Here is a 26,634-nt window from a genome sequence, read left to right on the forward strand (position 1 = left end):
GATCACGACCGTTCCTCCATCCGACGCAGCTGCTCGAGGACGACCTGCCGGTCGTCGAACGGGTGCACGATGCCGGCGATCTCCTGGCCGAGCTCGTGCCCCTTGCCCAGGACGACGACGGTGTCGCCCTGGCGTGCGGTGTCCAGTGCCCAGCCGATGGCCTCGCGCCGGCCGCCGATCTCGACGACCTCCGCTCGGCCCTTCGCGCCGGCGATCGCGGCGGCCCGGATCGCGGCGGGGTCTTCCGAACGCGGGTTGTCGTCGGTGATCACCGCGACGTCCGCCCCGTTCGCCGCTGCGGCGCCCATCAGCGGACGCTTGCTCTGGTCGCGGTCGCCGCCGCAGCCGACGACCGCGATCACGCGGCCCTCGGTGAGCGGTCGTACGGTGGCGAGGACACGTTCGATCGCGTCCGGCGTGTGGGCATAGTCGACGATCGCGGTGAACGCCTGGCCGGCCTGGATCCGTTCCATCCGGCCGGGCACGGTCGCAGTCGCGAGGCCGCGGACAATCGCCGCGCCGTCGATCCCGACCGCGTGCAGCATCGCGACCGCGACGAGCCCGTTGGCGACGTTGAACTCGCCCGGGATGCCGAGGCTGACGCGCAGGCGGGTGTCGTCCGGGCCGTGCACGTCGAACGCGACGCCGGTCGGCTCGAGCGCGACGTCGCTCGCGCGCCAGTTGGCGGCAGGGTCGCCCGAGGGCGAGACGGTGACGATCTCGATCTCTGCCTCGGCGGCGAGGAGGGCGCCGGCCGCGTCGTCGACGTTCACGACACCGAGCTGCGCGCGATCCTTGCCGAACAGAGACGCCTTCGCGGCGTAGTACGACTCCATGTCGCCGTGGATCTCGAGGTGGTCCTGGGACAGGTTGGTGAAGCCGGCGACGTCGAAGCGGACGCCGTCGACGCGGCCGAGCGTGAGCGCGTGGCTCGAGACCTCCATGGTCGCGGCGGTGACGCCCCGCTCGCGCATGACGGCGAACAGCGCGTGCAGGTCGGGCGCCTCGGGGGTCGTACGAGCGCTCACCTCGACGTCGTCGCCGATCCTCGTCTCGATCGTGCCGATCAGCCCGGTGCCGTTGCCGGCCGCGCGCAACGCGGCGTCGACCAGGTACGAGGTGGTGGTCTTGCCGTTCGTCCCGGTGATGCCGAGCAGCGTGAGCGCGTCGGCCGGGTCGCCGTACACCCAGGCGGAGATCGTTCCGAGGAGCTGGCGCGGGTCGCCGACGACGAGCGTGGGCAGGCCGGCGCGTACGCAGTCCTCCTGGCCAGCCTCGTCGGTGAGGGCGGCGACGGCGCCGTTTGCGCGGGCCTTGTCGGCGAACTGCGCACCGTGCGCGAACTCGCCGGGGCGGGCGACGTAGAGGTCGCCGGGCTGGGCGCGGCGGGAGTCCTGGGCGATGCCGGTGAGCTCGGGATCTTCCGCCGGTGCGGCGACACCGAGGAACGCCGCGGCCTCGCTGAGGCGGCGCGGCTGGTGCGTCGTCGGTCGGTGGGCGGGGGCGGCCAACGTCCTCGGGTGTCCTCGTTGTCTAGGCGCCAGGGCAACGGACGATCAGTCGGAAGGCGGGACCCCCCGGAACCAGGTCTTCCGGTTCGTGAGGGTATCGCGCCGCCTTCTTCTGGGCGTGGTGGTGGTCCTGCGTTGCCCTGGGCTCAGGACAGCGCGGCGTGCAGCTCATGCGGGCGGATGGGCGCCGATGCCGCTTTACCTGGCGAGTGGGTGCCTTACGCGGGGTGTAACCCACGTAGAGCGGCAAATGATCATGTAAACATGATCATTTGCCACCACCCGGGAGCGACCACCGCTGAGAGCTTGTACATTCGTACATGTACAAACGTACTACTCCTTGGGGAGACCGCCGTGATGTATCTGTTCCTCGCCATCGCCATCGGCGCCGAGGTGCTCGCGACCAGCCTGCTGAAGTCGACCGAGGGCTTCACCAAGCTGTGGCCCACCGTCGGCGTCCTCGCCCTGTACGGCGGCGCGTTCTACACGCTCACCCAGGCGCTGGTCCGGGGCATGCAGGTCGGCGTCGCGTACGCGATCTGGTCCGGCCTCGGCACCACGCTGATCGTGATCATCGGCGTGCTGTTCCTGCAGGAGCCGGTCAACCTCACCAAAGCGGTCGGCGTCGCCCTGGTCGTGGCCGGCGTCGTCACGCTCAACCTGTCGGGAGCATCGCATTGAGGCCCAGTGCCGAGGAACGCCGCCAGCGCATCATCCAGGCCGCGCACGAGCTGATCCCGGCGGTCGGCGTGCAGGGCCTCACGCACCGGCTGGTCGCCGAACGGGCGCGCGTACCGCTCGGGTCCACCACCTACTACTTCGCCACGCTCGCCGACCTCGTCGACGCCGCGCTGGCCGCGGCCACGGACGTCACGACCGAGTGCCTGCGGGACTGGTCCGAGCGGCTCGAGGCCAGTACAGACGTCCCCGCCACACTGGCGGAGCTCGTCGGCGAGTGGGTGGAGGACGGCGAGCAGCTGGCGACCTGGAACGAGCTTTACACCGCGGCCGGACACCGCCCCGAGCTCCGCGCGCTGGCGCGGGTGTGGAGCGACGGCCTGGCCGACCTGCTCACCGCGTACGCGACGGACCAGGCAGCCGCCCGGGACGCCGCCGCGTTCGTCGACGGCGTGGTCATGCACGCGTTGATCCGGGACGAACCGGTCGATTCCGCCCGTCTCGCCCGCGTGATCGCCGTCCTGCTCGGCCGCTACCCGGCCTGATCGCCGCCACGCTGTTGTTGGGTATCGGGGACTCGGTCTCCGGCACATTCCTGATGCTGTACGGCACCGACGCCGTTGGTCTGTCGCCGGCGGCCGCGGGAACGCTCCTCTCGGCCGTCTCGCTCGGCGGCATGATCGCGAGCGTCGTCCGCGGGCGGTGGTACGACCGGGCGCCGAGCCGGTTGCCGGCCATCGTCTCGGTCGCCGGCTCCGTCGTGGGCTTCGCCCTGCTGACCCTCGCGACGTCCTCGCTCGTCCTGCTCGCCCTCGCCGCCGTGTTCCTCGGCGCGAGCGGCGCCACGTTCCCGCAGCTGTTCACGCTGGCGCGCGGCCATCTCGACGTGGCAGGCCAGGCCGAACGAGGCACGCCAGCGCTGCGATCGGTCTGGTCCGCTGCCTGGGCGATCGGGCCGCTGATCGGCGGCGCGCTGCTCGCCTGGTCCGGGTTCACCTGGCTGTTCGTCACCGCCGCCGCCACGTTCGCGCTGGTCGCCGTCGCGGTGTGGCTGCTCGGTCCCCCACCTGTCGGGTCCGCGAAGAAGATGGAAGGCCGGCAGCGCCTCCCGCGGCGCATGGTGCTCGCGGTCATCGGCTTCGGCCTGTTCCACACGGCGATGTTCGTCGGATCGGTGGTGCTGCCGCTGTTCGTCACGCGGGAGGTCGACGGCTCGTACGGGAACGTCGGCCTCGCGTTCAGCGTGTGCGCCGCGGTCGAGGTGCTCGCCGCGCTCGCGCTGACGTTCCTCCCGGCGCGCTGGTCGCGCCGACGCCTGATCGTGCTCGGCATGGTGCTGTTCACCGCGCACTTCGTGATCATCGCGCTCGCGCCCAACGTGCTCGTCGTGCTGCTCGCCCAGGCCGTCCGCGGCGGCGCGATCTCGCTGGTGCTCGCGCTCGGGATCACGTACTTCCAGGATCTGCTGCCAGACCAGCCCGGCCGGGCGACCGCGCTGCTCGCCAACAGCGGAGCCGCCGGCTCGTTGGCGGCCGGAATCGTCGGCGGCTCGCTCGCCCAGGCGATCGGCTACCGGCCGGCCCATCTGGTCTGCGCCGCGGTGAGTGTCGTCGCGGCCGCGGTCCTGGCCCGAGGGCTCGCGAGACCGCCTGACTCCTGACCGCATTCGGCCAGCGCTCTCAACGATGAATACGTATAGCCTATACGTATTACTAGATGTCGATCACTGCGAGGTGTCGATGCCGCATGATGCCAGTGTTCTCGCCGATCTGGTGCTGAACGAGATCGCGCAACGTCGCGAGAGCGGATACGAGGTCGGCGAGCTCGAGCGCCGGTTCCAGCAGCTCGACCCGGCCGCCACCGACGAGCTGGACGCGCTCCTCGACGAGCTCGACCAACTCCCCCGTTCCGACGGCTGGGCCTACGAAGAGCCCACGCCCTGGGACGGCCTGGTCCAGACCCTGACTCCGCAGCCAGCCGACCAGCTCGACAGCGCCAACGGCGAGTACCGCGACAGGGTCCTCGGCGCGTGGCTCGGCCGCGTCGCCGGCAACATGCTCGGCAAGCCCGTCGAGAACGGCGACCACTGGACGCCGCAACACCTCAGGTCCTATCTCGAGAAGGCGGACGCCTGGCCGCTCGACGACTACGTTCCCGTTCTCGACCCGATGCCCGAGGGCTACAAGCTCCGGCACTGCTGGGTCGACACGACCCGCGGCAACGTGCGCGGGAGCTCGCGCGACGACGACGTGGACTACACGATCCTCGGCCTGCACCTGTTGGAGAAACACGGCACCGGGCTCACCTCCCAACACGTCGCCGACAGCTGGCTGCTGCTGCTCCCGATGCACCAGACATACACCGCCGAACGGGTCGCCTACCGCAACCTCGCCACCGGCCTCCGCCCGCCGGACACCGCCGATAGGAGGAACCCGTACCGCGAGTGGATCGGCGCCCAGATCCGCGGCGACGCGTTCGGTTTCGTCCACCCGGGCGACCCGATGGCGGCCGCCAAGCTCGCGTACGCCGACGCCGCGGTCTCCCATGTCGCGAACGGCGTCTACGGCGAGATGTGGGCAGCCGCGCTCGTCGCCGCCGCGTTCCACGGCGACACCCCACGCGCGACTCTCGAACGGTCGCTGGAAGTCGTCCCACCCCAGTCCCGGCTCGCCGAAGCACTCCGAGACGTGCTCGACGTTCATGGTCAAGGCAAGGACTGGGACACCGCGATCGCGCACATCGGCGAGCGGTACGGCCACTACAGCTGGGTGCACACGATCAACAACGCGGCCGTCATCGCCGCCGGACTGCTCTGGGGCGAGGGCGACTTCACCCGCACGATCGCGCTCACCGTCCTCGGTGGCCTGGACACCGACTCCAACGGCGCGACCGCCGGCTCGGTCGCCGGAATCCTCAACGGGGCAACGAAGATCCCGCCGCACTGGACAGACCCGCTCGAGGACACCTTGCGGAGCGCGCTGTTCGGCTTCGACGGATCCCGCATCTCCGCGTTGGCGGAACGCACCGTCAAGGTGGCGCACGACATCTCCGGGGGCAACTGAACCACATCCATGAACGTTGTCGAGGAGGCAACGATGCCCACCACCTCACCCCGCGGCCTCAACCGAAGGCGATTCCTCGCTCTCGGCGCCGGAACGGCGGCAGCCGCGGCACTCGCGGGCTGCACCCAGGGCTCCGCCACCCGCCGGACGGCCGGCGCGATCACGTTCTGGGCGGCGTTCGACCGAGACACCGACAGGAAGTACTTCGAGCAGCACTTCGTCGCGGACTACAACGCCGACCACGACGACAAGGTGAGCTTGACGATCAAGGACGACGAGAGCCTCGAACGTCTCCAGCAGACCGCGATCGCCTCCGGGCAGGGCCCGGACATCGTGCTCACCAGCGGACCTTCGTACGCGCTGGAGTACATCAACGCCGGCAAGCTCGCGCCCCTCGACGACTACGCCAAGGCCGGCGGCTGGGAGGAGAAGCTGCAGACCTGGGCGTACGACGCCGGCAAGGTCGAGGGCAAGCTGTACTCGATCCCGAACTCCTTCGAGACCATGGTGATGTTCACCAACAACGAGGTCATGTCGAAGTACGACTGGACCCCGCCGACCACTCGTCAGGAGTTCGAGGACCTGTGCGCCGACGCGAAGGGGCGCGGCATCATGCCCGTGCTCGCCGGCAGCGCCGAATGGAAGCCCGCGACCGAGTGGTTCGTGTCGGTGATGTTCAACCACTACTCGGGTCCGGACGCCGTTTACTCAGCGCTCATCGGCGAAACGCCGTGGACGGACCCGGTGTTCGTCGACGCCATCACGGCCCTGAACGGCTACTTCCAGAAGGGCTGGTTCGGCGGCGGCGTCAAGGAGTACTTCACGAACAGGTTCGACACGTTGAACACCCGGTTCGCCAAGGGTGAGATCGCGTTGGACATCACCGGCTCCTGGGCGTTCGGCGACCTGCGCAGCTTCTTCGACGGCAAGGTCGGCGCGGGACCGGACGCGTGGGACTGGTCCCCGCTGCCCGCATTCCGTGACGGCGTGCCCAAGGACCTGTACGCGCTGTCGGTCGGAGGGACCTACTCCGTCAACGCCGACTCCAAGAACCAGGACGGGGCCGCGGACTATCTGACCTGGCTGCTGTCCGACCGCAAGCGCCTTGCCGATGCGGTCGCCGAGGTCGCGTTTCAGCCGTACCCGTTGAACTTCTCCGCCGACGACTTCCCCGCGAACACCGACGAGCGGATCAAGCGGCTCTACGTGGACATGGCCGCGTCGAAGGCGTGGGGCTACGTCACCTGGACGTGCTGGCCGCCGAAGTCCGACGTCTACATCTACCAGGAGATGGACAAGGTCATCACCGGCAAGCTCACGCCGAAGGACTACTGCGCGGGGCTGGACAAGGTCTTCAAGGAGGAGCTCGCCGCGAAGAAGGTGCCGCCGATCCCCAAGCCCGCTGGGGCGTGAGATGGCCACCACGACCCAGACCGCGGGCACGGCCGTTCGAACGGCCCCGCCGCCGAGGCGCCGGATGACCTCGCGACGCCGGCGCGCGCTGATGGCGTGGCTGTTCATGCTGCCACTGCTGCTCGTGAACGGCGTCGTCATCGCCGGGCCAGGGCTCTCGAGCTTCTACTACTCGTTCACCTCCTGGTCCGGCGTCGGCGAGGCCAAGTGGGTGGGGCTGGACAACTACCGGCGGCTGCTCACCGACGACGACTTCCTCGGCGCGCTGCTGAACAACCTCTGGTGGACGCTGTTCTTCCTCACCGTCCCGATGGCTATGGGACTGCTCGGCGCGTACCTGCTGTCGCGGACCCGAAGGTTCGGGATCCTGTTCCGGATCGCGTACTTCATCCCGTACATCGTCGCGACCGTGGTGTCGTCGGCGATCTGGCAGAACATCCTGTCGCCGGACTACGGCATCGGCGCGCAGCTGTCGAAGCTCGGCATCCACTGGCTGGACGACGTGAACTTCCTCGGCGACGGCCGGCTCGCGCTGCCGTCGGTCGCGTTCGTCAACAACTGGCAGTGGTGGGGCTTCCTGCTGGTCGTCTTCCTCGCCGCGATGCAGGGCGTGGACCCGCATCTGTACGAGGCAGCTCGCCTCGACGGGGCGAGCCCGTGGAACGAGTTCTGGCACGTCACGCTGCCGGCGATCAGACCCACGCTCGTGTTCCTGATGCTGATGACCGTGATCTGGTCGTTCCTGGTCTTCGACTACGTCTACATCCTCACCAGAGGCGGACCGGCCGGCGCCACCGAGGTGCTCGGCACGCTGCTCTACACGGCGGCGTTCGGCGAGCACGAGGCCGGCTACGGCGCCGCGGTCGGGATCGTGATGGCGCTGATCAGCTTCCTGGTCGTGTGTACGTACCTCGTGATCCGGCGCGTACGGAGGTGGGACACGTGAGGCGTCGTAGGTTCGCGCCGATCTCTGGGCTGCGCTATCTGGTGCTCAGCCTGCTCGTCGCGTTCTCGCTCGGTCCGTTGACGGTGTTCTTGTTCAGCGCGCTCAAAACCCAGGCCGAGCTCGGCGACAACCCGATGGGTCCGCCGACGAGCTGGCAGTGGGGCAACTTCCTGCAGGCCTGGACCACCGCGCGGATGGGCGTCGGGTTCGTCAACTCCGCGATCATCGTGGTGGGTACGGTCGCCGGCGTCTGCCTCATCGCTGGTTGTGCCGCGTACGCGATGGCGCGGCTCGACCTGCCCGGCGCCGGATCGGTTCTGGTCTACCTGCTCGTGGGCGGCTCGCTGCCGATCCAGCTGTTCCTCGTCCCGCTGTTCTTCCTGTGGACCAAGCTGCACATCTACGACACGTTGCTCGGGCTGATCGTCATCTACTGGGCGATCTTCTCGCCGTTCGCGACGCTGCTGCTGCGCTCGTTCATGCTCGCGATCCCCCGCGACTACGAGGAGGCCGCGCGGATCGACGGCGCGCGGGAGTGGACCGTGCTGGTCCGGGTCGTGCTGCCGCTGTCCTGGCCGGGCTTCCTGACGATCGCGCTGACGACGGCGCTGGCCGCGTACAACGAGTTCCTGCTCGCGGTGACGTTCATCCAGAGCCCGGAGTATCTGCCGGTCTCGACGGGCTTCTTCTCGTTCAAGGAGGGCTTCAGCCAGAACTACCCGCTGATCGGTGCGGCCGGGTTGCTTATGCTCGCCCCCATGCTCGTGGTGTTCCTCGCGCTCCAGCGCCGCTTCGTCGACGGGATCACCGCGTCCGGACTCGGTGGGATCTGAGTCCTATGGCTGCCGCGTCGCGCCGTCCCGGCCGCCCGACCCAGATGGACGTCGCGCGGCTCGCCGGTGTGTCGCAGGCGACGGTGTCGCAGGTGCTGAACGACAAGGCGACGATGGTGCCGGTCGAGACCCGGCAGCGGATCCTCGCGGCGGCGGAGGAGCTCGGCTACGTACCCGACTCGACGGCCCGGGCGTTGCGGGTCCGTTCGTCGCAGACGGTGGCGTTCATCATCCCGGACATCACCAACCCGTTCTATCCGGCGGTCGAGCGCGGCGTGCAGGACGTGGCGGAGCGGTACGGGTACGACGTCATCGTCTACAACGCCGACGGCGACGAGGCGAAGGAACGCAAGGCGATCCGGTCGGTACGGTCGCGCGGTGTCGACGGCGTGATCGCGTCGTTCTTCCGCATGACCACGACCGATCTCCGGCCCCTGCTGGAACACGGAGTGCCGGTGGTCCGGTTGGAGCCGCGCGCGCGACGAGTGTCGGACCTGCCGCTGGACAACGTGTTCACCGACAACGTGGCAGCGGCTCGTACGGCCGTGGATCACCTTGTCGACAAGGGATATCGCCGTATCGGCATGATCTCGGGGCGGAGTGGCCCCGGCCCGGCGCGGCTGTCGGGGTTGCGGCAGTCGTTGGCCGCCCACGGGATGAAGGCGGTCGAGTCGCTGATCGTCGAGGGCGACTTCACCGAGTCGGGCGGCTACTCCGCGATGCGCCGGCTGTTGCGTTCCCGGCGCCCACCGGACGCGGTGTTCGCGGCCAACGACCTGATGGCGATGGGCGCGTTGCTTGCTCTTCGCGACGCTGGGGCGCGTGTGCCTGACGACGTGGCCGTGATGGGCTTCGACGACATCCCGGCGGCGAAGCTGGTGAGCCCGTCGCTCACGACGGTCAACCTGTTCCAGGACCGGCTGGGCCGCCAGGCGGCAGAGCTGCTCTTCGAACGCCTCCGCGGCCCTGCGCCTAGTGTGGGGCGATCGGTGGAGATCCCTTATGAGCTGGTTGTTCGGGAGACCACCTGAGCCCCGGGCACGTCGCCACGGCCACCTCGCCCGCTCGCCACCCCACCCAGCTCGCCACCCCGCCCAGCTCGCCACTCTGGCCAGCTCGCCACTCTGGCCAGCTCGCCACTCCGCCACCTCGCGACCTCGCCACCGGCACCTCCTCACCGGCACCTCCTCACCGGCACCTCCTCACCGGCACCTCCTCACCGGCACCTCCTCACCGGCACCTCGCCATCGGCACCGGGCACCTCGCCACCGGCCACCTCGCCACCGGTCACGCTCGTGCGCACTTCCCTAGCCGAAACGGGGTTTCAGGCCCCCGGTCTGGTGAGGGAAGTCGCGAGCGAAGCTCTCCGGCGATGGTGCTCTCTTGGTGCGGTGTTCTCGGCGAGCTGGTCGGGGGTTGGTGCTCCCCGTGGGGCTGTTGCGGCGGTCGATTTTGGTGGCCGGTCCGGGGCGCGTCAAGGGCGCCGTTTGGGCGGCGCTTCGCGCAGATGGGCAAACGACGTCGCTTCGCGATCGCTTTGCGACCCTTGACTCGCCCCGGCCCGGCCACCAGTTTCTAACGCGCCGCCCCACCCCCGGGAACGGGTGCCCGGGCTAGGTCTGTTTGCGGTTCCGGTCTGCTGCCGTGTTGCGGTCGCTTGTTGGCCCACGGTCTGTTGTGGTTCAGATGAAGCCGGGGCTGACCGCTCCCTACGTCACTCACCCGCTCGGCCGTTTGAATGAAGGGCACCTTCATTCAATAGGTTCGAATGAAGGTGCCCTTCATTCAAAACGCGGCGGTGGGTCAGTGCCAGGTTTCGCGGTAGAGCATTACGTGGACGGGGAGGCCTACGAGCTCCTCGAGCTGCCAGCCCCACTCGTTCGCTGTCTCGTCGTCCAGCGCGTCGAGGAAGTAGACCCCGCCAAGCGGACCCTTGGCCCGATCCTGCGGCACGTTCAACTGCCCCTTGATCACCGACGCCGGCGACCCGGCCCGCGACACCAACTCGGTGGCAACCCGCGCGCGCAGGACGTCCAGCTCGGCTTCGGTGAGGGGTTCGCGCTCCGACCCGGAGCCGTTCACCCAGAGGGAGTAGACCGGCATCTCACCACTTGAGCGGGAGCTCGGGCGTCTTCGACCCGGTCGGCGGGACGCCGTACTTCTGCAGTGCGAACGACATCACGTCGTGGAAGACCGGAGCACCGTTCGAGGCGCCGCTGTGGTCGCCCTGGGGGTCCTGCAGCGCGACGTACACGACGAAGCGCGGGTCGTCTGCCGGGGCGAAGCCACCGAACGAGGCTGTGTAGCCGCGGTAGCAGCCGCAGGTCGGGTCGGCCTTCTGTGCCGTGCCCGTCTTGCCCGCCACGCGGTAGCCCGGGATCTGCGCCTTCTTGGCCAGCGCGCTGTCGCCCTGGACGACCTGCTCCATCATCAGCGCGACCGCGTTCGCCGCTTCCTTGCTGACGACGCGCGACGTCTTCGGGGCAGGCGCCGGTGTCAACGAGCCCTTGTCATCGACGTGACCCTTCACCAGCGTTGGCGCAATCCGTACGCCGTCGTTGGCCACGGTCGCGAGCCCGGACGCTATCTGCACCGCGCTCACCGCGACGCCCTGGCCGAACGAGATCGTCGCCCGCTGCAGGTCGCTCCACTTGTCCAGCGCCGGCAGCAGCCCGGACGACTCGCCCGGGAAGCCCGTTCCCGGTGCCGTGCCGATGCCGAACTTCGCCAGGTACGCGCGCTGCTCGGCCTTCGGCATCCGTTCCGCCGCGAGCACTGTGCCGATGTTGCTGGACCGCGCGAGCGCGCCGGCGAAGGTGAGGTCGATCGTGCCGTGGCCCCACCAGTCACCGATCGACTTGCCGTCGCGCGGCAGCCGGCTCGGCAGCTTGATCTTCGTCGACGCGTCGACGTACCCGGCGTCGACCAGCGCGGCGGCGGTCAGCACCTTCATCACGCTGCCCGGCTCGTACATGTCGGTCAGCGGTCGGTTGGCGCGGTTGGCCGCCTTCGCCTTGCCGGCCTGGTTCGGGTCGTACGTCGGCGCGGTCGCGAGCGCGATGATCTCGCCCGTCGTGGTGTCGATGACGACGACGTCGCCGCTCGTCGCTTTGCTCTTGCGCACCTGGTCGGCGATCGCGCGCTGCGCCGCCCACTGGACGTCACGGTCGATCGTCAACCGTACGTTGGCACCCGGCACCGGAGCCTGGCTGGAATTCGTCGCGAGCGGGATGCGCCTGCCGGAGGCGTCGATCTCGTACTGCGCCTTGCCGTCCTTGCCCTTGAGCTGCTTGTCGAGCGCGTACTCCAGACCGCCGAGGCCGTTGCCGTCAGAACCGACGAAGCCGACGATGTTCGCCGCGACGTTCTTCGACGGGTACGTACGCAACGGGTCGGGCTGGCTGAACACGCCGACCAGCTTCTGCTTGGAGAGCCGGTCGCGCACCTTGTTCCACACGTCGCGCGACACGTACCGCGCGAGGTAGACGAAGCGGGTGTCCTTCTTCGCCAGCTTCGGCGTCAACGACGTCGCGGGCACCTTGAGCAGCGGGCCGAGTACTGCGGCGATCTGCGCCGCCTTCGCCCGCGTCATCTTCGGGTCCGCCGTCACGGCGACCGTGTCGACGGTCGTGGCGAGCGGCTTTCCGGCGGCGTCGGAGATCTCGCCGCGCGACGCGTGCAGGACGACCTCGTGCAGCCGCTGGCTCGTCGCCATCGCCGAGTACTTGGCGGCCTGGACGCCCTGCACCTCGATCAGCCGCCCGGCGAAGACCGAGCCGATGATCGCGATCAACAGGAAGCCGACGCGCAGGCGCCGGCTGGACGTGCCGAGCTTGAACGTACGGGGCGGCTTGGGCCGGCGCGGCGGCTTCGGCTTGCGCACCGGCTGGGGCTTGCGTACGGACTGGGGCGGACGACGACGCTGCTGCTGGCCTTCCTTCGGCGGCATCAGCCGTGGCTGGCGCTGCTCCTCCGGCGAGCGCCGGCGGGCCGGCGACTGCACCCGGCCGCCGGCAGGGCGCGGCGGACGCCCCGTTGCCGGGACGCGGCGACGGGGTGTCCCCTGCTTCTCGTTGCCGGGGCCGGGACGGCGGGCGCCCGGTGGCAGCCGACGTTCGGTCATCGGGTGCCGCCGCTCGCCGGCTTGTTCGTCTGCACCGGCTTCTTCTGGTTCGCTGGCGGCTTCTGGTTGGCCGGTGGCTTCGCGCCCGTGATCGGCTTGACCGGAGGCTTCGCCGCGACCTTCGGCTTGGGCTTCGGCGGCGCCGTCGCCGGCGTCGGGTCACCGAGCACCTTGCCGTCGGACAGCCGGAGGAACGCCGGGTTCGGGTTCGCCACCATGCCGAGCTTCACCGCGCGCACCGCGAGGTTCTCCGGGGCCTGCAGCACCGCGACCTTGCGCTCGAGCTCGCTCTGCCGGTCGGCGAGCAGCGACGTCTGCCGCTGCAGGTCGTGGATCGCGAACGAGCCCTGCTGCAACGAGGTGTTGAGCAGCAGCAGCCCGACCAGGCCCACACCGAGCACGGCGAGGACGAGCAGAACGAACGGCACGCGCGGCGCCTTGAACGGTGCCTTCGGTACGACGTCGAGCCAGCGCTCGCGCTCCTGCTCCGGAACGAGCTCGCGGCGCGCCGGGTCGAGAATGTCGAGCAGACTCATGCCGCTTCACCCCTTCCTTGGCGGATCTTCTCCGCGGCCCGCAACCGGGCCGAGCTGGCTCGTGGGTTGTCCGCCGCCTCCGTGGCGGACGGCTTCTCGGCGCCGCGGGTCACCAGCCGTACGACCGGTTCGTGACCGGCCGGGATGACCGGCAGCCGGTCCGGGACGTCGGGCTTGGCGAGCGTCGCGAACGTCTGCTTGACCAGCCGGTCCTCGAGCGAGTGGTACGCGAGCACGACGATCCGCCCACCGACCGCGAGCGCCGCGACGGCCGCGGGCAGCGCACGTTCGAGCGCCGCCAGCTCGCCGTTGACCTCCATCCGCAGCGCCTGGAACGTCCGCTTGGCTGGATGTCCGCCGCTTCGTTGCGAGGCCATCGGGATCGCCGTACGCAGCAGCTCGACCAGTCGGCCGCTCGTGCTGAACGGAGCCTTCGACCGTTCCCGGACCACCGCGTCGGCGATCCGGCGGGCGAACCGCTCCTCGCCGAACGTCCGCAGGATCCGCGCCAGGTCCGCCGCCGGGTAGCTGTTCAGCACCTCGGCCGCGGTGATGCCCGTGGTCGGGTCCATCCGCATGTCGAGCGCGACGTCCCGGCTGTACGCGAAGCCGCGGTCGACGTCGTCGAGCTGCATCGACGAGACGCCGAGGTCGAACAGCACCCCGTCGACGCGGTCGATGCCGAGCCGGGAGAGAACGTCCGGGAGCTCGTCGTACACCGCGTGCACCAGCTCGACCCGGTCCGCCGACGAGGCGAGCCGCTCCCCCGCCGCGCTCAGCGCGCGGGGATCGCGGTCGAGTCCGACCAGCCGAGCCCGCGGGCTGTGCTCGAGGAGGGCGCTCGCGTGACCGGCGAGGCCGAGGGTCGCGTCGACGACGACAGCGTCGGGTTTGTCCAGGGCCGGAGCCAACAAAGCGACGACGCGCTCTGCCATGACTGGCACGTGCGCCGCGGCCGCCATCTCAACCGCCCAGTCCGAGCAGGAGGGAGAAGATCGCGGTGACTCCGACGGAAACGCCGAAGGACACCGCCACGACCGCGAGGTTGGTGCGCAACTCTTGGCGCAGCCCCGTCCTGGTCCCGTTCATGTTTCTCGACCCCCTGCACTGCTTGTACTGCTTCCCTGCCTACTGCTGAACCGGCCCGGCCAGGAGTTGGGCTTCCTGGTGTTCGTACGGCCAGGTCCCCGCCCGCTCGGCGCTTGTTCGCCGCCTTCTGGCACCGGGGAAGTGATGCCAGACCGCGACGCGCGGAGCGGGCCGGAGACCTCGTCGTACGACGAGTACGGACCGCGCCTTACAAAATCCCTGGGAGAACCTCCTCGCTGAGTTCGGCGAAGGCCTGCTCCTGCTGCCCGGAGTAGTTGGTCCAGGCTTCGGAGTCCCAGATCTCGACCCGGTTCATCGCCCCGATGACCACGCAGTCGCGGGTGAGGCCCGCGTACTCGCGCAGCATCGGCGGGATCGTGAACCGCCCCTGCTTGTCCGGCTTCTCGTCAGACGCGCCGGCGAACAGCATCCGGAGGTAGTCGCGGGCCGCCTTGTTCGTCACCGGCGCCTGCCGCATCTGCTCCGTCAACCGGCCGAACTCGGCTAGTGGCCACACGTACAGGCATCGCTCCTGTCCTCGTGTGACCACAAGACCCTCCGCCAGCTCGTCTCGGAACTTCGCTGGGAGGAAGAGCCGACCCTTCTCGTCCAGTCGGGGCGTGTGCGTGCCCAGGAACACGGCTCGCACCTCCCGGCCGGTGGGATTTCGGTCAACTCCACCACCGAGCGCCACTTTACTCCACTTCACCCCACCGTCAACCACATTCACTCCACACCTCGCTCCACTCGCCCCCTCCCAGGCGGCAAACGACCTGGTCAGAGGCGGTGGTGGAAAGTGGGGTGAAACGGCGCGTCCTGGGCCGGTGGTCCAGCGTTCGAAGGCCCGAAGTGGCCCAAACGCAACACAGATCGACAACAAACCGGGGAACGCAGGCGTCGGTAAGTGCGTAGGTGGTGGAGAGTGGAGCACCGCACGGCCGGGTATCCCTGGGGAAGGACGTACTGTCTTAGGCAGACGCCCGGCAGAGTGACGCTTTGCTCGCCGAACCGCAGTGCCCGAACGTGCGTGAACCTGAGAGACTTGTCAAACAACCGTCGAAGTCAGATCGCCGCGTCGGCGGCGCCAAGCTGGTACCTAGGAGGCCATGGTGTCGACCGGCCCGACAGTCGAGCCGAGCGGGCGACATGGAGGCGAGCAGTGGGGAGCTCCCGCCACGGACTTCGCCTACCTCACCCAGACCGCGACCCGGATCCGCGAAACGATCGAGCGGGTCATCGAGGGCAAGCCGGACGTCGTCAAGACCGCGCTGACGGTGCTGCTGGCCGAAGGCCACCTGCTGATCGAAGACGTCCCCGGCGTCGGCAAGACGATGCTGGCGAAGGCGCTCGCGCGTTCGATCGACTGCACCGTACGCCGGATCCAGTTCACCCCCGACCTGCTGCCGAGTGACGTCACCGGCGTCTCCGTCTACAACCAGGAGACCCGCGACTTCGAGTTCCGGCCGGGCGGCATCTTCGCCAACATCGTGGTCGGCGACGAGATCAACCGCGCCTCGCCGAAGACGCAGTCCGCGCTGCTGGAGTGCATGGAGGAGCGCCAGGTCACCGTCGACGGCACGACGTACGTCCTGGACGCCCCGTTCATGGTGATCGCGACGCAGAACCCGATCGAGATGGAGGGCACGTATCCGTTGCCCGAAGCTCAGCGGGACCGGTTCACCGCTCGCGTCTCCATGGGCTACCCGAGCGCCGCGGCCGAGCTGGAGATGCTCGACACGCACGGTGCGAGCTCCCCGCTGGACGAGCTCGAGCCGGTCACGGACGCGCGCGAGATCGCCAAGCTGATCGACATCGTGCGCAGCGTGTACGTCGCGGAGCCGGTGAAGCAGTACGCGGTCAACCTCGTCACCGCGACCCGGCACTCCCCCGACCTGCGGCTCGGCGCCTCACCGCGCGCGACGCTGCAGCTGATCCGGGCCGCCCGCGCCGCGGCGGCGCTGGGTGACCGCGAGTACGTGCTTCCCGACGACCTGCAGGAGCTCGCGATCCCTGTGCTCGCGCACCGGATCCTGCCGGCCGCCGAAGCACAGATCGCGCGCCGGACCGCCGAACAGGTGGTCGCCGACATCGTGCGTAGCGTTCCGGTGCCCGAGCCGCAGCGCCGCACTCGCTGAGTTTCGCCTAGGAGTACTCGAGTGGCCGGTCGCTTCTCCAGCCTCACCACCCGCGGCCGCGCCTTCCTCGCCGCGGGCATCGCGGCGGCCGTCTGTGCGCTCGCCCTCGGGCAGAACGACATGCTCCGGGTCGCGATCTTCCTCATCGCGCTCCCGGTCGTCACCGTGCTCGTGGTCGCGCGGACCCGCTACCGGATCGCCGCCACCCGGTCGATCGAGCCGGTACGCGTGCCGGTCGGCAAGCAGGCGACGGTCCGGCTGCATCTGGAGAACGTGGGCCGGATGCCGACCGGTCTGCTGCTGCTCGAGGACCAGGTGCCGTACGTCCTCGGCGCCCGGCCGCGGTTCGTGCTCGACCGGATGTCCGCGCGCTGGCGCCGCGATGTCGCCTATCCGGTGCGCTCTGATGTGCGCGGCAAGTTCACCATCGGCCCGTTGACGCTGCGGGTGACCGACCCGTTCGGGCTGGTCGAGCTGACCCGCGCGTTCAAGACGCGGGACGTCCTGCTCGTCACGCCCGAGGTGCATCCGCTGCCGTACGTCCGCCTCGGCGGTGAGTGGGCGGCCAGCGGCGAGAGCCGGCCGCGCGCGGCGACCGCCGACGGCGAGGAGGACATCACCGTTCGGGAGTACAGATTCGGCGACGACCTGCGCCGGGTGCACTGGCGGTCCAGCGCTCGGCGCGGCGAGCTGATGGTGCGCCGCGAGGAGCAGCCCTGGCAGAGCCGGGCGACGGTGTTCCTCGACACCCGCCGCATCGGGCACCGCGGCACCGGGCCGGCGTCGTCTTTCGAATGGGCGGTGAGCGGCGCGGCCTCGATCGGCACGCACCTGCTGCACCGCGGCTACTCGGTGCGGCTCGCGACCGACGTCGGCGCCTCGTTCGCCGTCGCCGCGCGCGAGGCGTCGCCGTCGTCCGACGGCGAGGGACTGCTGCTCGACGCGCTCGCGGTCGTCGGCACGTCGTCGGTCGGTCAGCTGACCCAGCTGTCGCTGGGACTCCCGCACGACGGCTCGCACGGGCTGCTGATCGCGATGCTCGGCGTGATCACGCCGGCCGAGGCCGAGGCGATGGTGCGGATCCGGCAGCGGGCCACGAACGCGTTCGCGATCGTCATCGACACCCCGTCGTGGGCGATCGGGAAGGAACGTTCCCCCGAACTCGTCGCCGAGCAGCTCGCCGAGAGCGTTCGCATGCTCCGGCAGGGCGGCTGGCGAGTCATCACCGTCTCCGCGGGTGCCGCGATCGGCTCGGTCTGGAGTGAGCTGTTGCTGGCGCAGAGGGTCGAGGTTCGCGTATGAGCTGGTCGCTCAAGGTCACCGGAGCCGCCGCGCTCGCGACGGTGCTCGCGTCGCTGTCGCTGTTCCCCGCATACGACGGGCAGCAGTGGCTGTGGGCGTCGCTCGTCACGATCGCGTTCGTCGGCGCGGTGGGCCTCGGGCTGCGCCAGCTCGGGACGCCGCGCTTCCTCGTTCCGCTCGGTCAGCTCGCCGCGCTCGGCTGGGCGTTCATCCTGCTGTGTGCCAACGAGGGCTTGAAGTTCGGCTTCCTGCCGACCGGTGAGGCCGTGCAGATCCTGGCCGAACGGATCAACGACGGGTTGCTGATCGTCGTCCGCTTCGCACCGCCCGTTCCGTACGACGCCGACCTCGTGGTCGTGACCGCGCTCGGCATCGGGCTGGTCGCGATCGCCGTCGACACCCTCGCCGTGACGGTCAAGCTGGTGCCGTGGGCGGGCCTGCCGTTGCTGCTGCTCTACAGCATCCCGGCGACCACGGTGTCCGGTGGCGTGTCCGCGCTCGCGTTCGTCCCGGCCGCGGTCGGCTACATCCTGCTGCTGATGAGCGAGGGTCGCGACCGGCTCTCGCACTGGGGCCGGATCATCGGCTTCCGCGAGTCCCCGACCCCACAGGACGGCGTCCAGACGTCGCTGCTCGGGCAGACCGGCCGGCGCGTCGGCGCGGCGGTGATCGGGCTCGCGGTGATCGTTCCGGCGCTGATCCCGGCGCTGCCGGAGGGCGTGTTCGGCACCGGCTCGGGGCCGGGCTTCGGCAAGGGCAACACGACGATCCGGGTCAACAACCCGGTGCTCGACCTGAAGCGGAACCTGAACCTCCCGCAGAACATCGAGCTGATGAAGTTCACGACCAACTACGAGAACAACACCAGCGATCCCTGGTACATCCGGTTGGTCGTGCTCGACCAGTTCAACAACGGCGTGTGGTCGCCGTCGCAGCGTTCGGTGCAGGACGTCCAGCGGCGCGGTGCGAACGACCAGGGCCAGCTGCCGCGGCCGCCCGGACTGGACGCGAGCACACAGGCCAAGTCGTACTCGTTCTCGTTCGAGGTCTCCAAGCTCGACTCGAAGTGGCTGCCGCTCCCGTACCCGGCGAGCACGATCGAGGCGCCGGGCACGCTGCGGTACGACGCCGGCACGCTCGACGTCGTGACCACGCGGTCGACGGCGGGGATGAGCTACCGGGTCGACGCGCTGAACGTAAACCCGTCGCCGGAGGACCTGAACAGGGCCGGCGCGGCGCCCGAAGACATCGAGAAGCAGTACACCGAACTGCCCGGCGACATCCCGGACCAGGTCGCCGACCTCGCGGCCTCGATCGTCAAGGAAGCCGGCGCCACCACGGCACACGAGAAGGCCGTGGCGCTGCAGAACTGGTTCCGGAGCGAGTTCACCTACGACACCACGGTCCGGACCGGGCACAGCGGCAGCGAGCTGATCGACTTCATCGAGGACAAGCGCGGCTACTGCGAGCAGTTCTCCGCGACGATGGCGATCATGGCCCGGGCGCTGGGGATCCCGGCTCGGGTCGCGGTCGGCTACCTGCCGGGCGTCGCGAAGGGCAACACGTACACGATCAGCGCGCACGACGCGCACGCGTGGACCGAGGTCTACTTCGCGGGCTACGGCTGGCTCGCGTTCGAGCCGACCCCGTCCGGCCGCGCGCCGTTCACCCCACGCTGGGCGGAGCGCTTCGACCCGCAGGAGACGCCGACGACCGGCCCTTCCTCCGACCTGCCGACGACGGACCCGTCGTTCACCGGCGGACCGGTCGGCGGCGACCCGGAGGACCCGCTACGCGGACCGAACGGGATCCCGCTCGCCGGCCCCCAGTCGGGCGGTCCGCCGGCCGGACTCATCCCGGCACTGATCGTCATCGGCGTCCTGCTGCTACTCGCTTCGCCAGGGGTGAGCCGGCTGTTGATGCGGCGGGCCCGGCTGCGACGAGTCGAACCGGACCGGTTGGCCGAGGGCGCGTGGAACGAGCTCGCGGACACGATGGTCGACCTCGGCCTGCCCTGGAACGAGGCGGCCACGCCTCGGGCCACCGGGCAGCGGTTGGCGAACCGGGTGCCCGCGTCGGGACATGCCGCCCTGGAGCAGCTAGTGCGTTCGGTGGAACGGGCTCGGTATGCGCGTGACCCGGGCGACCTGGGCGACGTACGCGGGGCGTTGTCGACGCTGATCTCCGCGCTGCGCGCCGGCACCCGTCGGAGCCGGGTTGTGCTCTCCTTCGTCTTCCCGCCGTCGCTGTGGCGCCAGTTCCGTCAGGTCAGCCGGTTGTTCGGCTGGCTGCTGGACGGCTGGGACACGGTCTTCCACGCTCTGTCCAACCGCCTCCGCCGGGTGCCCCAGGCCGTGAGCCACCGCGACTCCTGAGCACGCCTCAGCTCGTTGCTGGACGTTTGATGAGGTCCAGGACGAGGTCGACGCCCGCGACGTAGGTCGCGGGGTCGGCCTCGGGCGGCCGGGTGACAAGTGCCAGGCTGGCGCCGTCGAGAACGGAGCTCAACAGGCGGGCGAGGGCCGTGTGGTCCTGTCCGGCCGGAAGCTCGCCCTCCTGCTCGGCGATCGCGAAGACCTTGGCCAAGGTCTCCTGCAGCTCGCCGTCTTGCCGCGCGACGATCGCGGCGAAGTCCGGTCGGGTGGCAGCCCTCGCCGTGAACGCGTGATAGACCCGCGCTTCCACCATGCGCTCGGCGTCGAGGGGCAGCAGCTCGTCGACGATGCGGCGCAGCGTCTCCAGGACCGGCGCCCGGTACGGGACGCGGCGCACCCGCTCGGCCATCGCCTCCCCCACCAGCTTCGCGGCGAACAACAACAGGTCGTCCTTCGTCGCGAACTGACGCTGGACCATACCGAGTGAGGTATCGGCCTCGGCCGCGACCGCCCGCAGGCTGACCGCCTCCAGGCCCTCTCGCGCCACCAACCGCAGCAGCGCCTCTCCGATCACCAGACGGCGGGCCTCGGGGACGGAGGTGGTCGGCATCACGCCAGTATGCCTGACTCGCCTCTGATACGTTCGACTCATGATCGAGTCAAACGTATCGCACTGTTGTCTTGGCCGTCGCACTCTCCTCAAAGCGGCATTGGGCGCCGTCGTCCTTTCCGCTGTGCCCGCTCCAGCTCTCGCCGGCGGCGATCCCGGCAGATTCGCGTTCCGGGACGTCCGCGTCTTCGACGGCCGGCGGGTGCTCGACCGGGCCACCGTTCTCACCGCCCGCGGCCGGATCGTGGCGGTCCTGCCCGGGCCGGTCCGGATCCCGGCCGACGCGAAGGTCGTCGACGGTCGCGGCCGGACATTGCTGCCGGGCCTGATCGACGCGCACATCCACGACCTCGGGTTCCCGCGCACCGATCCCCCGCGGTTCGGCGTGACCACCGAACTGGACATGTTCAACTTCGTCGACCGGCTGCGCCGCGACCTCGGCGACTACGTGGCGCAGCGCCGCTCGTTCCGGCCGACCGCGACCGCCGACCTGTGGACGGCGGGCACGATGATCACCGTTCCCGGCGGCCATGGATCGCAGCTCGACCCACCCTTGCCTCCGGACTTCCCATGGCTGCGCCCCGGTGACGATCCAGCGCGGCACGTCGACAGCCGATTGGCCGAGGGGTCGGACTACGTCAAGTTCGTCGTCGAGCCGATGCACCTCGCCGATCCGTGGCCGTCGGTCTCGCCCCGGCAGGGGCGCGCGATCGTCCGGCGGGCGCGGCAGCGCGGCGTGTTGAGCATGGCGCACGTCTCGACGATCTCCGACACGCGCTGGCTCTGCGAGGCAGGCGTCGACGGGCTGGTCCACACGCCGACCTCGCACCCGATCGACGCCGGGACGCTCCGGCTGGCCAGGCGGTCGGGCGTGTTCGTCACCAGCACGCTGTCGATCTTCCACGCGTTGGAGGACCAGACCGCGCTGCGGGCGGTGTTCTCCGATCCGCGGGTCGCGCCGTACCTGACGCCCTCGCAGCGGGCGTTGATCGAGACGCCGTACCCGCCGGACTTCCCGGGCGACCCGATCGACCTCTCGCTCGCGGCAGCGAACCTACGCGCGCTGCACACGGCGGGTGTGCCGATCCTGGCGGGTACGGATGGCGCCAACCCGGGCATCCCGAACGGGGTCGGGCTGCTCGCCGAACTCGAGCTCCTCGTCGCGGCGGGGCTACGGCCTCTGGACGCGCTCACTGCGGCGACGGCGAACCCGGCGCGTGCGTTCGGTCTCGCGGATCGCGGACGGATCGCTCCCGGGCGACGGGCGGACCTGGTGCTGGTCGATGGCGACCCGACTCGGGACATCACCGACCTGCGCACGATCTCCGGTGTGTGGCGGAACGGCGCTCGGCTCGACCGTACGGCGTCGTAGAGCTAGAGCCCGCCGGACTCGCGCCGGCGGCGCCAGCGCTCTTCCATGCGGCTCATGAAGTTGCCGTGGCGCTTCTGCCGGGCGCTGCCGCCGCCACCGCGGCGACCTCGGCCCTTGATCGGGATCACGCCCTTCGGCATCTCCCCCGCTGCCGGCATCTGCCGCAGGCTGGTGGCCACGTAGTACGCCGACACCAGCATCACCAGGAAGCCGACGACGCTGACGCCGATCTGCAGGCCGACGTTGTTGGTGAACACGATCACGCTGGTGAAGAGCAGAGCCACACCGAGCACGAAGACCACGGCGGCGATGAGAGCACGTCGACGCTGCCTAGTACGCAGGTCGACTCCGCGCAGCGCCGAGGCGAGTTTTGGATCGTCGGCAGCGAGCGCCCGCTCCATCTGCTCGAGCAGGCGCTGCTCGTGATCGGAGAGAGGCACCTGTTGACCTCCAACGGACGCGGCGGCGGGGTCGCCGTTACGGGGCTACCGACAAGTTTAGGCAGGGATAGTCCAGGACGGTACCCGGACTCCTCAGAGACGGGGAGAGGTACCCCACAAAGTTACCCGGTCGGTCCCTTCTCAACCGTTCCGGGCGAGTACGTGGAGCTGCCCCGCGAGTGCCCGGAATGCCGGGTGTTCCGCCGCCGTCGCCTCCAGCTCGAGCAGCGCGTCGAAGCCGGCAGGGTCGTCGGTCAGCGCCCCCGGGACAAGGTCGGCGAACACCCTGATCCCGTGCGCGGCAGCCGTACGGAACCCCGCCACCCCGAGCAGGTCGCGCAGCTCGTCGAGGGTGAACCGGCGCGGCACGGGGTCCGCCGCGCCCCATCTCCCCGCCGGGTCGACGAGCGCAGCCTGGGCCTCGGCGACGTGACCGGAGACGGCCTTCGCGAGCACGACGGCGTGTCGGTTGGCCGCGAGGACGGACAGCGGCGCCTCCGGGCGCAGCACTGCCGCCACGGCGGACAGCACCGCGGCCGGCTCGTCCACGAACTCCAGCACGCTGTGGCACAGCACGAGGTCCGCCGACTCCCGGCCGACCAGGTCCGGCAGGCTCGCCGCGTCACCCTGGAGTGCCCTGATCCGATCGCTGACCCGAGCCTCGGCGGCGCGGCGTTCGAGCGCGGCCAGCGAGTCGGGGCTCGCGTCGACCACGGTGACCCGGTGCCCGAGCTCGGCGATCGGTACGGCGAAGTTCCCCGTTCCGCCGCCGGCGTCGACGACCTCCAGGCTGCTCCGGCCCGCGGCGGCGGCTCGTTCGTCCAACGCCTCGCGCAGCAGCCGCCAGACCAGCTCGGTCCGGGCGGATCGTCGGTGCCCTGTGGACCTGGCGGCGGTGCGTTCGGGCACGTTCGGCACCTTTCCAGAACGGAACGAGAGCCCCACCCTAACCGGGGTGAGGCTCTCGCCCAGACCGTGCCTGGTTGTCGCTAGTCGCGCTCGATGGTGATGTCTCCGCTCGAGGTGGTCGCGTCCAGGGTGAACGAGGAGTTGGGGTCGCTCTGGACCTGCGCGTCGGCCTCGCCCGAGCTCGTGTCGGTGCGGACCTTGTACGCCGCCTCCGGCACCCGCAGGTCGACCGAGCCGCTGCTGGCCTGCGCGCGGACCGACGCGGGCACCGCGAGGTTGACGCTGATGTCGCCCGAGGACGTCTCGGCGTCCACGGCGCCGCGGAGGTTGTCGGCGTTGACCGTCCCGGAGTTGGCCCGGAACTCGCTCTTGCCGTTCACGTCGTCGGCGGAGATGTCGCCGGACTGGGAGTGGATGTTCACGTCGCCCCGGGCCTGCTGCACGTCGACCGTGCCGGACTGGGAGCGGACGTTGACCGCGCCCGCGACGTTCGCGATGTCGACGTCGCCCGAGTCGACCTCGAGGTCCACGCTCGCGACGTCGGTGAGGGAGACCGTGCCCGAGTGGGTCTGGCCGGTGATCTTGGTGCCTTCGGGGACGCGAACGGTGAAGTTCACGCTGCAGTTCCAGCCGCAGTTCCCGTCCGGGAGCACGAGCGTCTCGCCGTCCACCTCGATCTTCTTCGGCTTGCCCTTGAAGATCGAGAAGCTCCGATAGCTCTGCTTGACCTCGATCTTGTCCACACCGCCCGCGGCGATCTCGACGTCGCCGCCGCCGGTGTCGAGTCGTACCTCGGTGATCTTCTGATCGAAGGTCTGCTCCTGGTGCCGCGTACCTCCGCTGGACCAGCCGCCGACGCCGACCGCCAACGCGGCCACCCCCGCGACCGCGACCACTGCCAACGCTGCCGGCCGGTTCATGTCGGTCCTCCCTGCGATGCTTTCTGCTGTGAGTAGCTCCACGCCGACAGTAGGTCTCAGAGGGGTCGCCAGGGGATCGGGAAACACCCTGGCGAGTCCCTGGCGAGCCCTGTTGACGGGTCGGGGTGCGGACGCTAGCGTTGTTCTCGTTCGAACACGCGTTCGAACGAGCGCCGGGGAGTTGGGCCCCCGGCGCGACGGGTGCAGCAACCAGGCAACGAGTGGCCTCGACCCCCGCTCGTCGTCAGGTGGCCGCCGGGCCGGGAGTGGCGTGTGGGGCAGCAAGGGAACTCGCCATCCCGGCCCGATCCCTGGTTTGTGAGGAGGCAGCAGATGCCAGCCGTACGTAGAGGGCCGGTCCCGCTGGGGCCTGCCGTGTTCACCTCCCTCGACCGTGCCCAGGCGTCGCTCGCCGAGGCGGCGACCGCCCGGACACCTGCCGAGCGTTACGTGGCCGCCCACGTAGCGGCGCTCCGCATCACCGCGGCCGTTCTCGCCGCCCGAGCCCGCCCGACGGGCCGCCGGCGCCAGTACAACGCCTGGGTGCTGCTCGCCCAGGTCGCCCCGGAGCTGTCGGAGTGGGCCGCGTTCTTCTCCGCGGGCGCCAACAAGCGCGCCTCCGCCGAGGCCGGCCTGGCCGACGCGGTGAGCGCGCGAGAGGCCGACGACTTGATGCGGGACGCCGAGCGCTTCCTCGACGTGGTGGAGACGCTGCTCGACATCCCCGCCGCCGCCTAGGTAGAGATCACCGGCACAAGCCGACGCCAGGCGGCCGCCGCCTGGCCGCCGCTCCCCCGGGTGGCCGGGCCGGCACGCTGCGCAATAAAATCTCGCCCAGTCGACAATCTCGACAAATCTCGGCGCATCCGGCAACTGCCGTGAACGATCTTCAACCGGGCCAACCATCGCTCTGACCAGGGCGATAAGGTTCCGGGCCATGCCCGAGCGCAGGCGTGAACCAAGATCATCAGACCCCGTTCAGAACTTATGGGTGACCGCAAAGCCACCGTCCGTGTCCGCCATGAGGCATGATGCGGTCTTGTGAGCAGCAACGGTGGAACGTCCGCCGTCCGGTACCGAGACCTGTTCCGGAACCGGGAGTTCAGCGCGCTCTTTGTCGCCGACGTCCTCTCCAAGGTCGGTAGCCAGCTAGGCAAGTTCGCGCTCGCCGCTCTCGTCTACGACCGTACGAGATCGACGTCACTCACCGCTATCACGTTCGCGGTCACCTTCCTCCCCGGCCTGCTCGGCGGCCCGATCCTCGCCACCCTCGCCGACCGGTACCCACGACGCCAGCTGCTGATCACCTGCGACATCATCCGGGCGAGCCTGATGGCGATCATCGTCTTCGGCAGCCCGTTCATGCCAGTGCTGGCCTCGCTCGGGATCCTGCTGATCGTCGAGTTCGTGCGCGTCCCGTTCGGCGCCGCGCGGATGGCGATGCTGGCCGACATCCTGGAGGGCGACCGGTTCGCGGCCGGCAACGCGCTCGTCGGCGCCAGCCAGCAGGTGGTGCAGGTCGCGGGCTTCGGCGTCGGCGGCTTCGTCGTCGTCACGGTCGGCGCCCAGACCGCGCTGCTCGCCGACACGCTCTCCTACGCGGTGTCCGCGGTCATCCTCGGCATGTTCATCGTCGCCCGCCCCACTCCGGCGCCCAAGGACGGCAAGCGGCCGCACCTGCTCAAGGACACGATGGAGGGCATCCGCATCGTCCATGAGACGGGTCGGTTGCCCACGCTGTTCTGGCTGCTCATGCTCGGCCCGACCGTCCTCGCCACGGCGGAGGGCCTCGCGATCCCATATGCGGACATCCTCGGTGGTGGCGATACGGTCGCAGGCCTGTTCCTCGCCGCGGCGCCGTTCGGTCAGGCGATCGGGCTCGGCATCGTCGGACGGATGAGCCAACGGAGGCGAGAACGAGTCCTCATCCCGTTCTCCATGGCCGTCGGCCTGTGCGTCGCCCTCACTGGCTTCATCCCCCTCCCGATCGTGATCACGATCGGGTTGTTCCTTGCCGGCATCTTCATGGGCCACATCGCCCACATCCAGGCCTCGATCGTCGGGCTGATCACGCCGGACGTACGGGGTCGCATCATCGGCCTCGGCAACACCGTCCTGCAGCTCGGCCAGGGCATCGCGATCCTGCTCGCCGGCTTCGTCGCCGAGCAGACCTCGCTCCGCAGCGTCCTCGCCTGGTCCGGCATCGGCGCCGTGGCCGCGGTGTTCGTCGTCTCCGCCGTCGGCTCGCCGCACGGCGGCCGGCACCGCGCCGACCCCCGCCAGCTGCGCCGGATGCGCCGCCAGCTGCGCGACGCGAGGCAGGCCACCGAGCACAAGTCGGCCAGCCGGCTCACCTCCATCCATCACGTCCGCTGACGTG

At 69.9% G+C, this 26,634-nt stretch carries 25 protein-coding genes; 14 read left to right on the forward strand and 11 right to left on the reverse strand.

Translation table 11 applies throughout. The annotated features are described in order from the left end of the window. Nucleotides 1-2: 2 nt before the first annotated feature. Nucleotides 3-1,511 carry a UDP-N-acetylmuramoyl-L-alanyl-D-glutamate--2,6-diaminopimelate ligase gene (locus tag JOD67_RS25980; protein ID WP_205120309.1) on the reverse strand — a complete coding sequence of 503 codons (1,509 nt, stop codon included), beginning with the start codon at nucleotides 1,509-1,511 and terminating at the stop codon, nucleotides 3-5. Nucleotides 1,512-1,868: 357 nt separating this feature from the next. On the opposite strand from JOD67_RS25980, the gene JOD67_RS25985 reads away from it, so the two are divergent. The 8 genes from JOD67_RS25985 to JOD67_RS26020 all read left to right on the forward strand — a co-directional run bounded on the left by JOD67_RS25985 (nucleotide 1,869) and on the right by JOD67_RS26020 (nucleotide 9,474). Then, nucleotides 1,869-2,192, forward strand: a complete 324-nt coding sequence (locus tag JOD67_RS25985; protein ID WP_239555516.1) for a DMT family transporter — start codon at nucleotides 1,869-1,871, stop codon at nucleotides 2,190-2,192. After that, nucleotides 2,189-2,734, forward strand: a complete 546-nt coding sequence (locus tag JOD67_RS25990) for a TetR/AcrR family transcriptional regulator (protein ID WP_205120311.1) — start codon at nucleotides 2,189-2,191, stop codon at nucleotides 2,732-2,734. The genes JOD67_RS25985 and JOD67_RS25990 overlap by 4 nt, the downstream gene beginning before the upstream one ends. An 11-nt stretch (nucleotides 2,735-2,745) precedes the next feature. After that, nucleotides 2,746-3,849, forward strand: coding sequence for an MFS transporter (locus JOD67_RS25995; RefSeq protein ID WP_275577530.1), 1,104 nt, complete (start codon nucleotides 2,746-2,748; stop codon nucleotides 3,847-3,849). Between the two features lie 79 nt (nucleotides 3,850-3,928). Then, complete coding sequence (locus tag JOD67_RS26000; protein ID WP_205120313.1) at nucleotides 3,929-5,251, forward strand: ADP-ribosylglycohydrolase family protein; 1,323 nt, start codon at nucleotides 3,929-3,931, stop codon at nucleotides 5,249-5,251. Between the two features lie 33 nt (nucleotides 5,252-5,284). After that, a complete protein-coding gene (locus JOD67_RS26005; protein WP_205120314.1) occupies nucleotides 5,285-6,664 on the forward strand; it encodes an ABC transporter substrate-binding protein in 1,380 nt (459 codons plus the stop codon). Nucleotides 6,665-6,728: 64 nt separating this feature from the next. After that, entirely contained in the window at nucleotides 6,729-7,610 is an 882-nt protein-coding gene (locus tag JOD67_RS26010) for a carbohydrate ABC transporter permease (RefSeq protein ID WP_205120315.1), read from the forward strand. Then, nucleotides 7,607-8,443 carry a carbohydrate ABC transporter permease gene (locus tag JOD67_RS26015; RefSeq protein ID WP_205120316.1) on the forward strand — a complete coding sequence of 279 codons (837 nt, stop codon included), beginning with the start codon at nucleotides 7,607-7,609 and terminating at the stop codon, nucleotides 8,441-8,443. The genes JOD67_RS26010 and JOD67_RS26015 overlap by 4 nt, the downstream gene beginning before the upstream one ends. 5 nt (nucleotides 8,444-8,448) lie before the next feature. After that, on the forward strand, nucleotides 8,449-9,474 hold the full coding sequence (locus JOD67_RS26020) for a LacI family DNA-binding transcriptional regulator (protein WP_205120317.1): 1,026 nt from the start codon (nucleotides 8,449-8,451) through the stop codon (nucleotides 9,472-9,474). A 772-nt stretch (nucleotides 9,475-10,246) separates the two neighbouring features. Here the strand turns inward: JOD67_RS26020 and JOD67_RS26025 are convergent. The 6 genes from JOD67_RS26025 to mraZ all read right to left on the reverse strand — a co-directional run bounded on the left by JOD67_RS26025 (nucleotide 10,247) and on the right by mraZ (nucleotide 14,831). Beyond that, the gene (locus JOD67_RS26025) at nucleotides 10,247-10,546 is read right to left on the reverse strand and encodes a hypothetical protein (RefSeq protein ID WP_205120318.1); all 300 of its coding nucleotides are present in this window, start codon (nucleotides 10,544-10,546) and stop codon (nucleotides 10,247-10,249) included. A 1-nt stretch (nucleotide 10,547) separates the two neighbouring features. Further along, the gene (locus JOD67_RS26030; protein WP_205120319.1) at nucleotides 10,548-12,566 is read right to left on the reverse strand and encodes a peptidoglycan D,D-transpeptidase FtsI family protein; all 2,019 of its coding nucleotides are present in this window, start codon (nucleotides 12,564-12,566) and stop codon (nucleotides 10,548-10,550) included. Further along, on the reverse strand, nucleotides 12,563-13,102 hold the full coding sequence (gene ftsL / locus JOD67_RS26035; protein WP_239554047.1) for a cell division protein FtsL: 540 nt from the start codon (nucleotides 13,100-13,102) through the stop codon (nucleotides 12,563-12,565). Before ftsL ends, JOD67_RS26030 begins: the two co-directional genes overlap by 4 nt. Then, nucleotides 13,099-14,064, reverse strand: a complete 966-nt coding sequence (gene rsmH, locus JOD67_RS26040) for a 16S rRNA (cytosine(1402)-N(4))-methyltransferase RsmH (RefSeq protein ID WP_205120320.1) — start codon at nucleotides 14,062-14,064, stop codon at nucleotides 13,099-13,101. The genes ftsL and rsmH overlap by 4 nt, the downstream gene beginning before the upstream one ends. 1 nt (nucleotide 14,065) lies before the next feature. After that, the gene (locus JOD67_RS41355) at nucleotides 14,066-14,191 is read right to left on the reverse strand and encodes a hypothetical protein (RefSeq protein WP_275577180.1); all 126 of its coding nucleotides are present in this window, start codon (nucleotides 14,189-14,191) and stop codon (nucleotides 14,066-14,068) included. Between the two features lie 208 nt (nucleotides 14,192-14,399). After that, nucleotides 14,400-14,831 (reverse strand): division/cell wall cluster transcriptional repressor MraZ, encoded by a 432-nt coding sequence (mraZ, locus tag JOD67_RS26045; RefSeq protein ID WP_205120321.1) that lies wholly within the window; start codon nucleotides 14,829-14,831, stop codon nucleotides 14,400-14,402. A gap of 466 nt (nucleotides 14,832-15,297) precedes the next feature. Here mraZ and JOD67_RS26050 point away from each other — a divergent pair, with 466 nt between their 5' ends. From JOD67_RS26050 to JOD67_RS26060, 3 genes are read left to right on the forward strand one after another with little or no spacing between them, the layout of a single operon-like run. Continuing rightward, nucleotides 15,298-16,326 (forward strand): AAA family ATPase, encoded by a 1,029-nt coding sequence (locus tag JOD67_RS26050; RefSeq protein ID WP_205120322.1) that lies wholly within the window; start codon nucleotides 15,298-15,300, stop codon nucleotides 16,324-16,326. Nucleotides 16,327-16,347: 21 nt separating this feature from the next. Next, complete coding sequence (locus JOD67_RS26055) at nucleotides 16,348-17,628, forward strand: DUF58 domain-containing protein (protein WP_205120323.1); 1,281 nt, start codon at nucleotides 16,348-16,350, stop codon at nucleotides 17,626-17,628. Then, entirely contained in the window at nucleotides 17,625-20,003 is a 2,379-nt protein-coding gene (locus tag JOD67_RS26060; RefSeq protein ID WP_205120324.1) for a transglutaminase TgpA family protein, read from the forward strand. Before JOD67_RS26055 ends, JOD67_RS26060 begins: the two co-directional genes overlap by 4 nt. Nucleotides 20,004-20,010: 7 nt before the next feature. Here the strand turns inward: JOD67_RS26060 and JOD67_RS26065 are convergent, their stop codons facing one another. Then, nucleotides 20,011-20,613: a TetR/AcrR family transcriptional regulator gene (locus JOD67_RS26065; RefSeq protein ID WP_205120325.1), complete on the reverse strand. Its 603-nt coding sequence runs from the start codon at nucleotides 20,611-20,613 to the stop codon at nucleotides 20,011-20,013. 124 nt (nucleotides 20,614-20,737) lie between these two features. On the opposite strand from JOD67_RS26065, the gene JOD67_RS42070 reads away from it, so the two are divergent. After that, the gene (locus JOD67_RS42070) at nucleotides 20,738-21,985 is read left to right on the forward strand and encodes an amidohydrolase family protein (RefSeq protein ID WP_205120326.1); all 1,248 of its coding nucleotides are present in this window, start codon (nucleotides 20,738-20,740) and stop codon (nucleotides 21,983-21,985) included. A gap of 2 nt (nucleotides 21,986-21,987) precedes the next feature. Here the strand turns inward: JOD67_RS42070 and JOD67_RS26075 are convergent, their stop codons facing one another. The 3 genes from JOD67_RS26075 to JOD67_RS26085 form a co-directional block, all read right to left on the reverse strand. Then, nucleotides 21,988-22,425: an SCO2097 family morphological protein gene (locus tag JOD67_RS26075; RefSeq protein ID WP_205120327.1), complete on the reverse strand. Its 438-nt coding sequence runs from the start codon at nucleotides 22,423-22,425 to the stop codon at nucleotides 21,988-21,990. Between the two features lie 141 nt (nucleotides 22,426-22,566). After that, entirely contained in the window at nucleotides 22,567-23,334 is a 768-nt protein-coding gene (locus JOD67_RS26080) for a methyltransferase domain-containing protein (protein WP_372442347.1), read from the reverse strand. A gap of 80 nt (nucleotides 23,335-23,414) precedes the next feature. Continuing rightward, on the reverse strand, nucleotides 23,415-24,254 hold the full coding sequence (locus JOD67_RS26085; RefSeq protein WP_205120328.1) for a DUF4097 family beta strand repeat-containing protein: 840 nt from the start codon (nucleotides 24,252-24,254) through the stop codon (nucleotides 23,415-23,417). Between the two features lie 333 nt (nucleotides 24,255-24,587). Between JOD67_RS26085 and JOD67_RS26090 the strand changes: the two genes are divergently transcribed. Continuing rightward, nucleotides 24,588-24,992, forward strand: a complete 405-nt coding sequence (locus JOD67_RS26090) for an SAV_6107 family HEPN domain-containing protein (RefSeq protein ID WP_205120329.1) — start codon at nucleotides 24,588-24,590, stop codon at nucleotides 24,990-24,992. A gap of 303 nt (nucleotides 24,993-25,295) precedes the next feature. Then, complete coding sequence (locus tag JOD67_RS26095) at nucleotides 25,296-26,630, forward strand: MFS transporter (RefSeq protein WP_205120330.1); 1,335 nt, start codon at nucleotides 25,296-25,298, stop codon at nucleotides 26,628-26,630. Nucleotides 26,631-26,634 lie beyond the last annotated feature (4 nt).

Source organism: Tenggerimyces flavus (genome assembly GCF_016907715.1).
Lineage (GTDB): Bacteria > Actinomycetota > Actinomycetes > Propionibacteriales > Actinopolymorphaceae > Tenggerimyces > Tenggerimyces flavus.

What these genes read in the sequence shown, in the direction of transcription:
- JOD67_RS25985 (WP_239555516.1), top strand. Translation starts at nt 1,869, where the DNA reads ATGTATCTGTTCCTCGCCATCGCCATCGGCGCCGAGGTGCTCGCGACC.
- JOD67_RS26000 (WP_205120313.1), top strand. Translation starts at nt 3,929, where the DNA reads ATGCCGCATGATGCCAGTGTTCTCGCCGATCTGGTGCTGAACGAGATC.
- JOD67_RS26005 (WP_205120314.1), top strand. Translation starts at nt 5,285, where the DNA reads ATGCCCACCACCTCACCCCGCGGCCTCAACCGAAGGCGATTCCTCGCT.
- JOD67_RS26010 (WP_205120315.1), top strand. Translation starts at nt 6,729, where the DNA reads ATGACCTCGCGACGCCGGCGCGCGCTGATGGCGTGGCTGTTCATGCTG.
- JOD67_RS26020 (WP_205120317.1), top strand. Translation starts at nt 8,449, where the DNA reads ATGGCTGCCGCGTCGCGCCGTCCCGGCCGCCCGACCCAGATGGACGTC.
- JOD67_RS26025 (WP_205120318.1), bottom strand. Translation starts at nt 10,546, where the DNA reads ATGCCGGTCTACTCCCTCTGGGTGAACGGCTCCGGGTCGGAGCGCGAA.
- JOD67_RS26030 (WP_205120319.1), bottom strand. Translation starts at nt 12,566, where the DNA reads ATGACCGAACGTCGGCTGCCACCGGGCGCCCGCCGTCCCGGCCCCGGC.
- ftsL (WP_239554047.1), bottom strand. Translation starts at nt 13,102, where the DNA reads ATGAGTCTGCTCGACATTCTCGACCCGGCGCGCCGCGAGCTCGTTCCG.
- rsmH (WP_205120320.1), bottom strand. Translation starts at nt 14,064, where the DNA reads ATGGCGGCCGCGGCGCACGTGCCAGTCATGGCAGAGCGCGTCGTCGCT.
- JOD67_RS41355 (WP_275577180.1), bottom strand. Translation starts at nt 14,191, where the DNA reads ATGAACGGGACCAGGACGGGGCTGCGCCAAGAGTTGCGCACCAACCTC.
- JOD67_RS26050 (WP_205120322.1), top strand. Translation starts at nt 15,298, where the DNA reads ATGGTGTCGACCGGCCCGACAGTCGAGCCGAGCGGGCGACATGGAGGC.
- JOD67_RS26060 (WP_205120324.1), top strand. Translation starts at nt 17,625, where the DNA reads ATGAGCTGGTCGCTCAAGGTCACCGGAGCCGCCGCGCTCGCGACGGTG.
- JOD67_RS26065 (WP_205120325.1), bottom strand. Translation starts at nt 20,613, where the DNA reads ATGCCGACCACCTCCGTCCCCGAGGCCCGCCGTCTGGTGATCGGAGAG.
- JOD67_RS26085 (WP_205120328.1), bottom strand. Translation starts at nt 24,254, where the DNA reads ATGAACCGGCCGGCAGCGTTGGCAGTGGTCGCGGTCGCGGGGGTGGCC.
- JOD67_RS26090 (WP_205120329.1), top strand. Translation starts at nt 24,588, where the DNA reads ATGCCAGCCGTACGTAGAGGGCCGGTCCCGCTGGGGCCTGCCGTGTTC.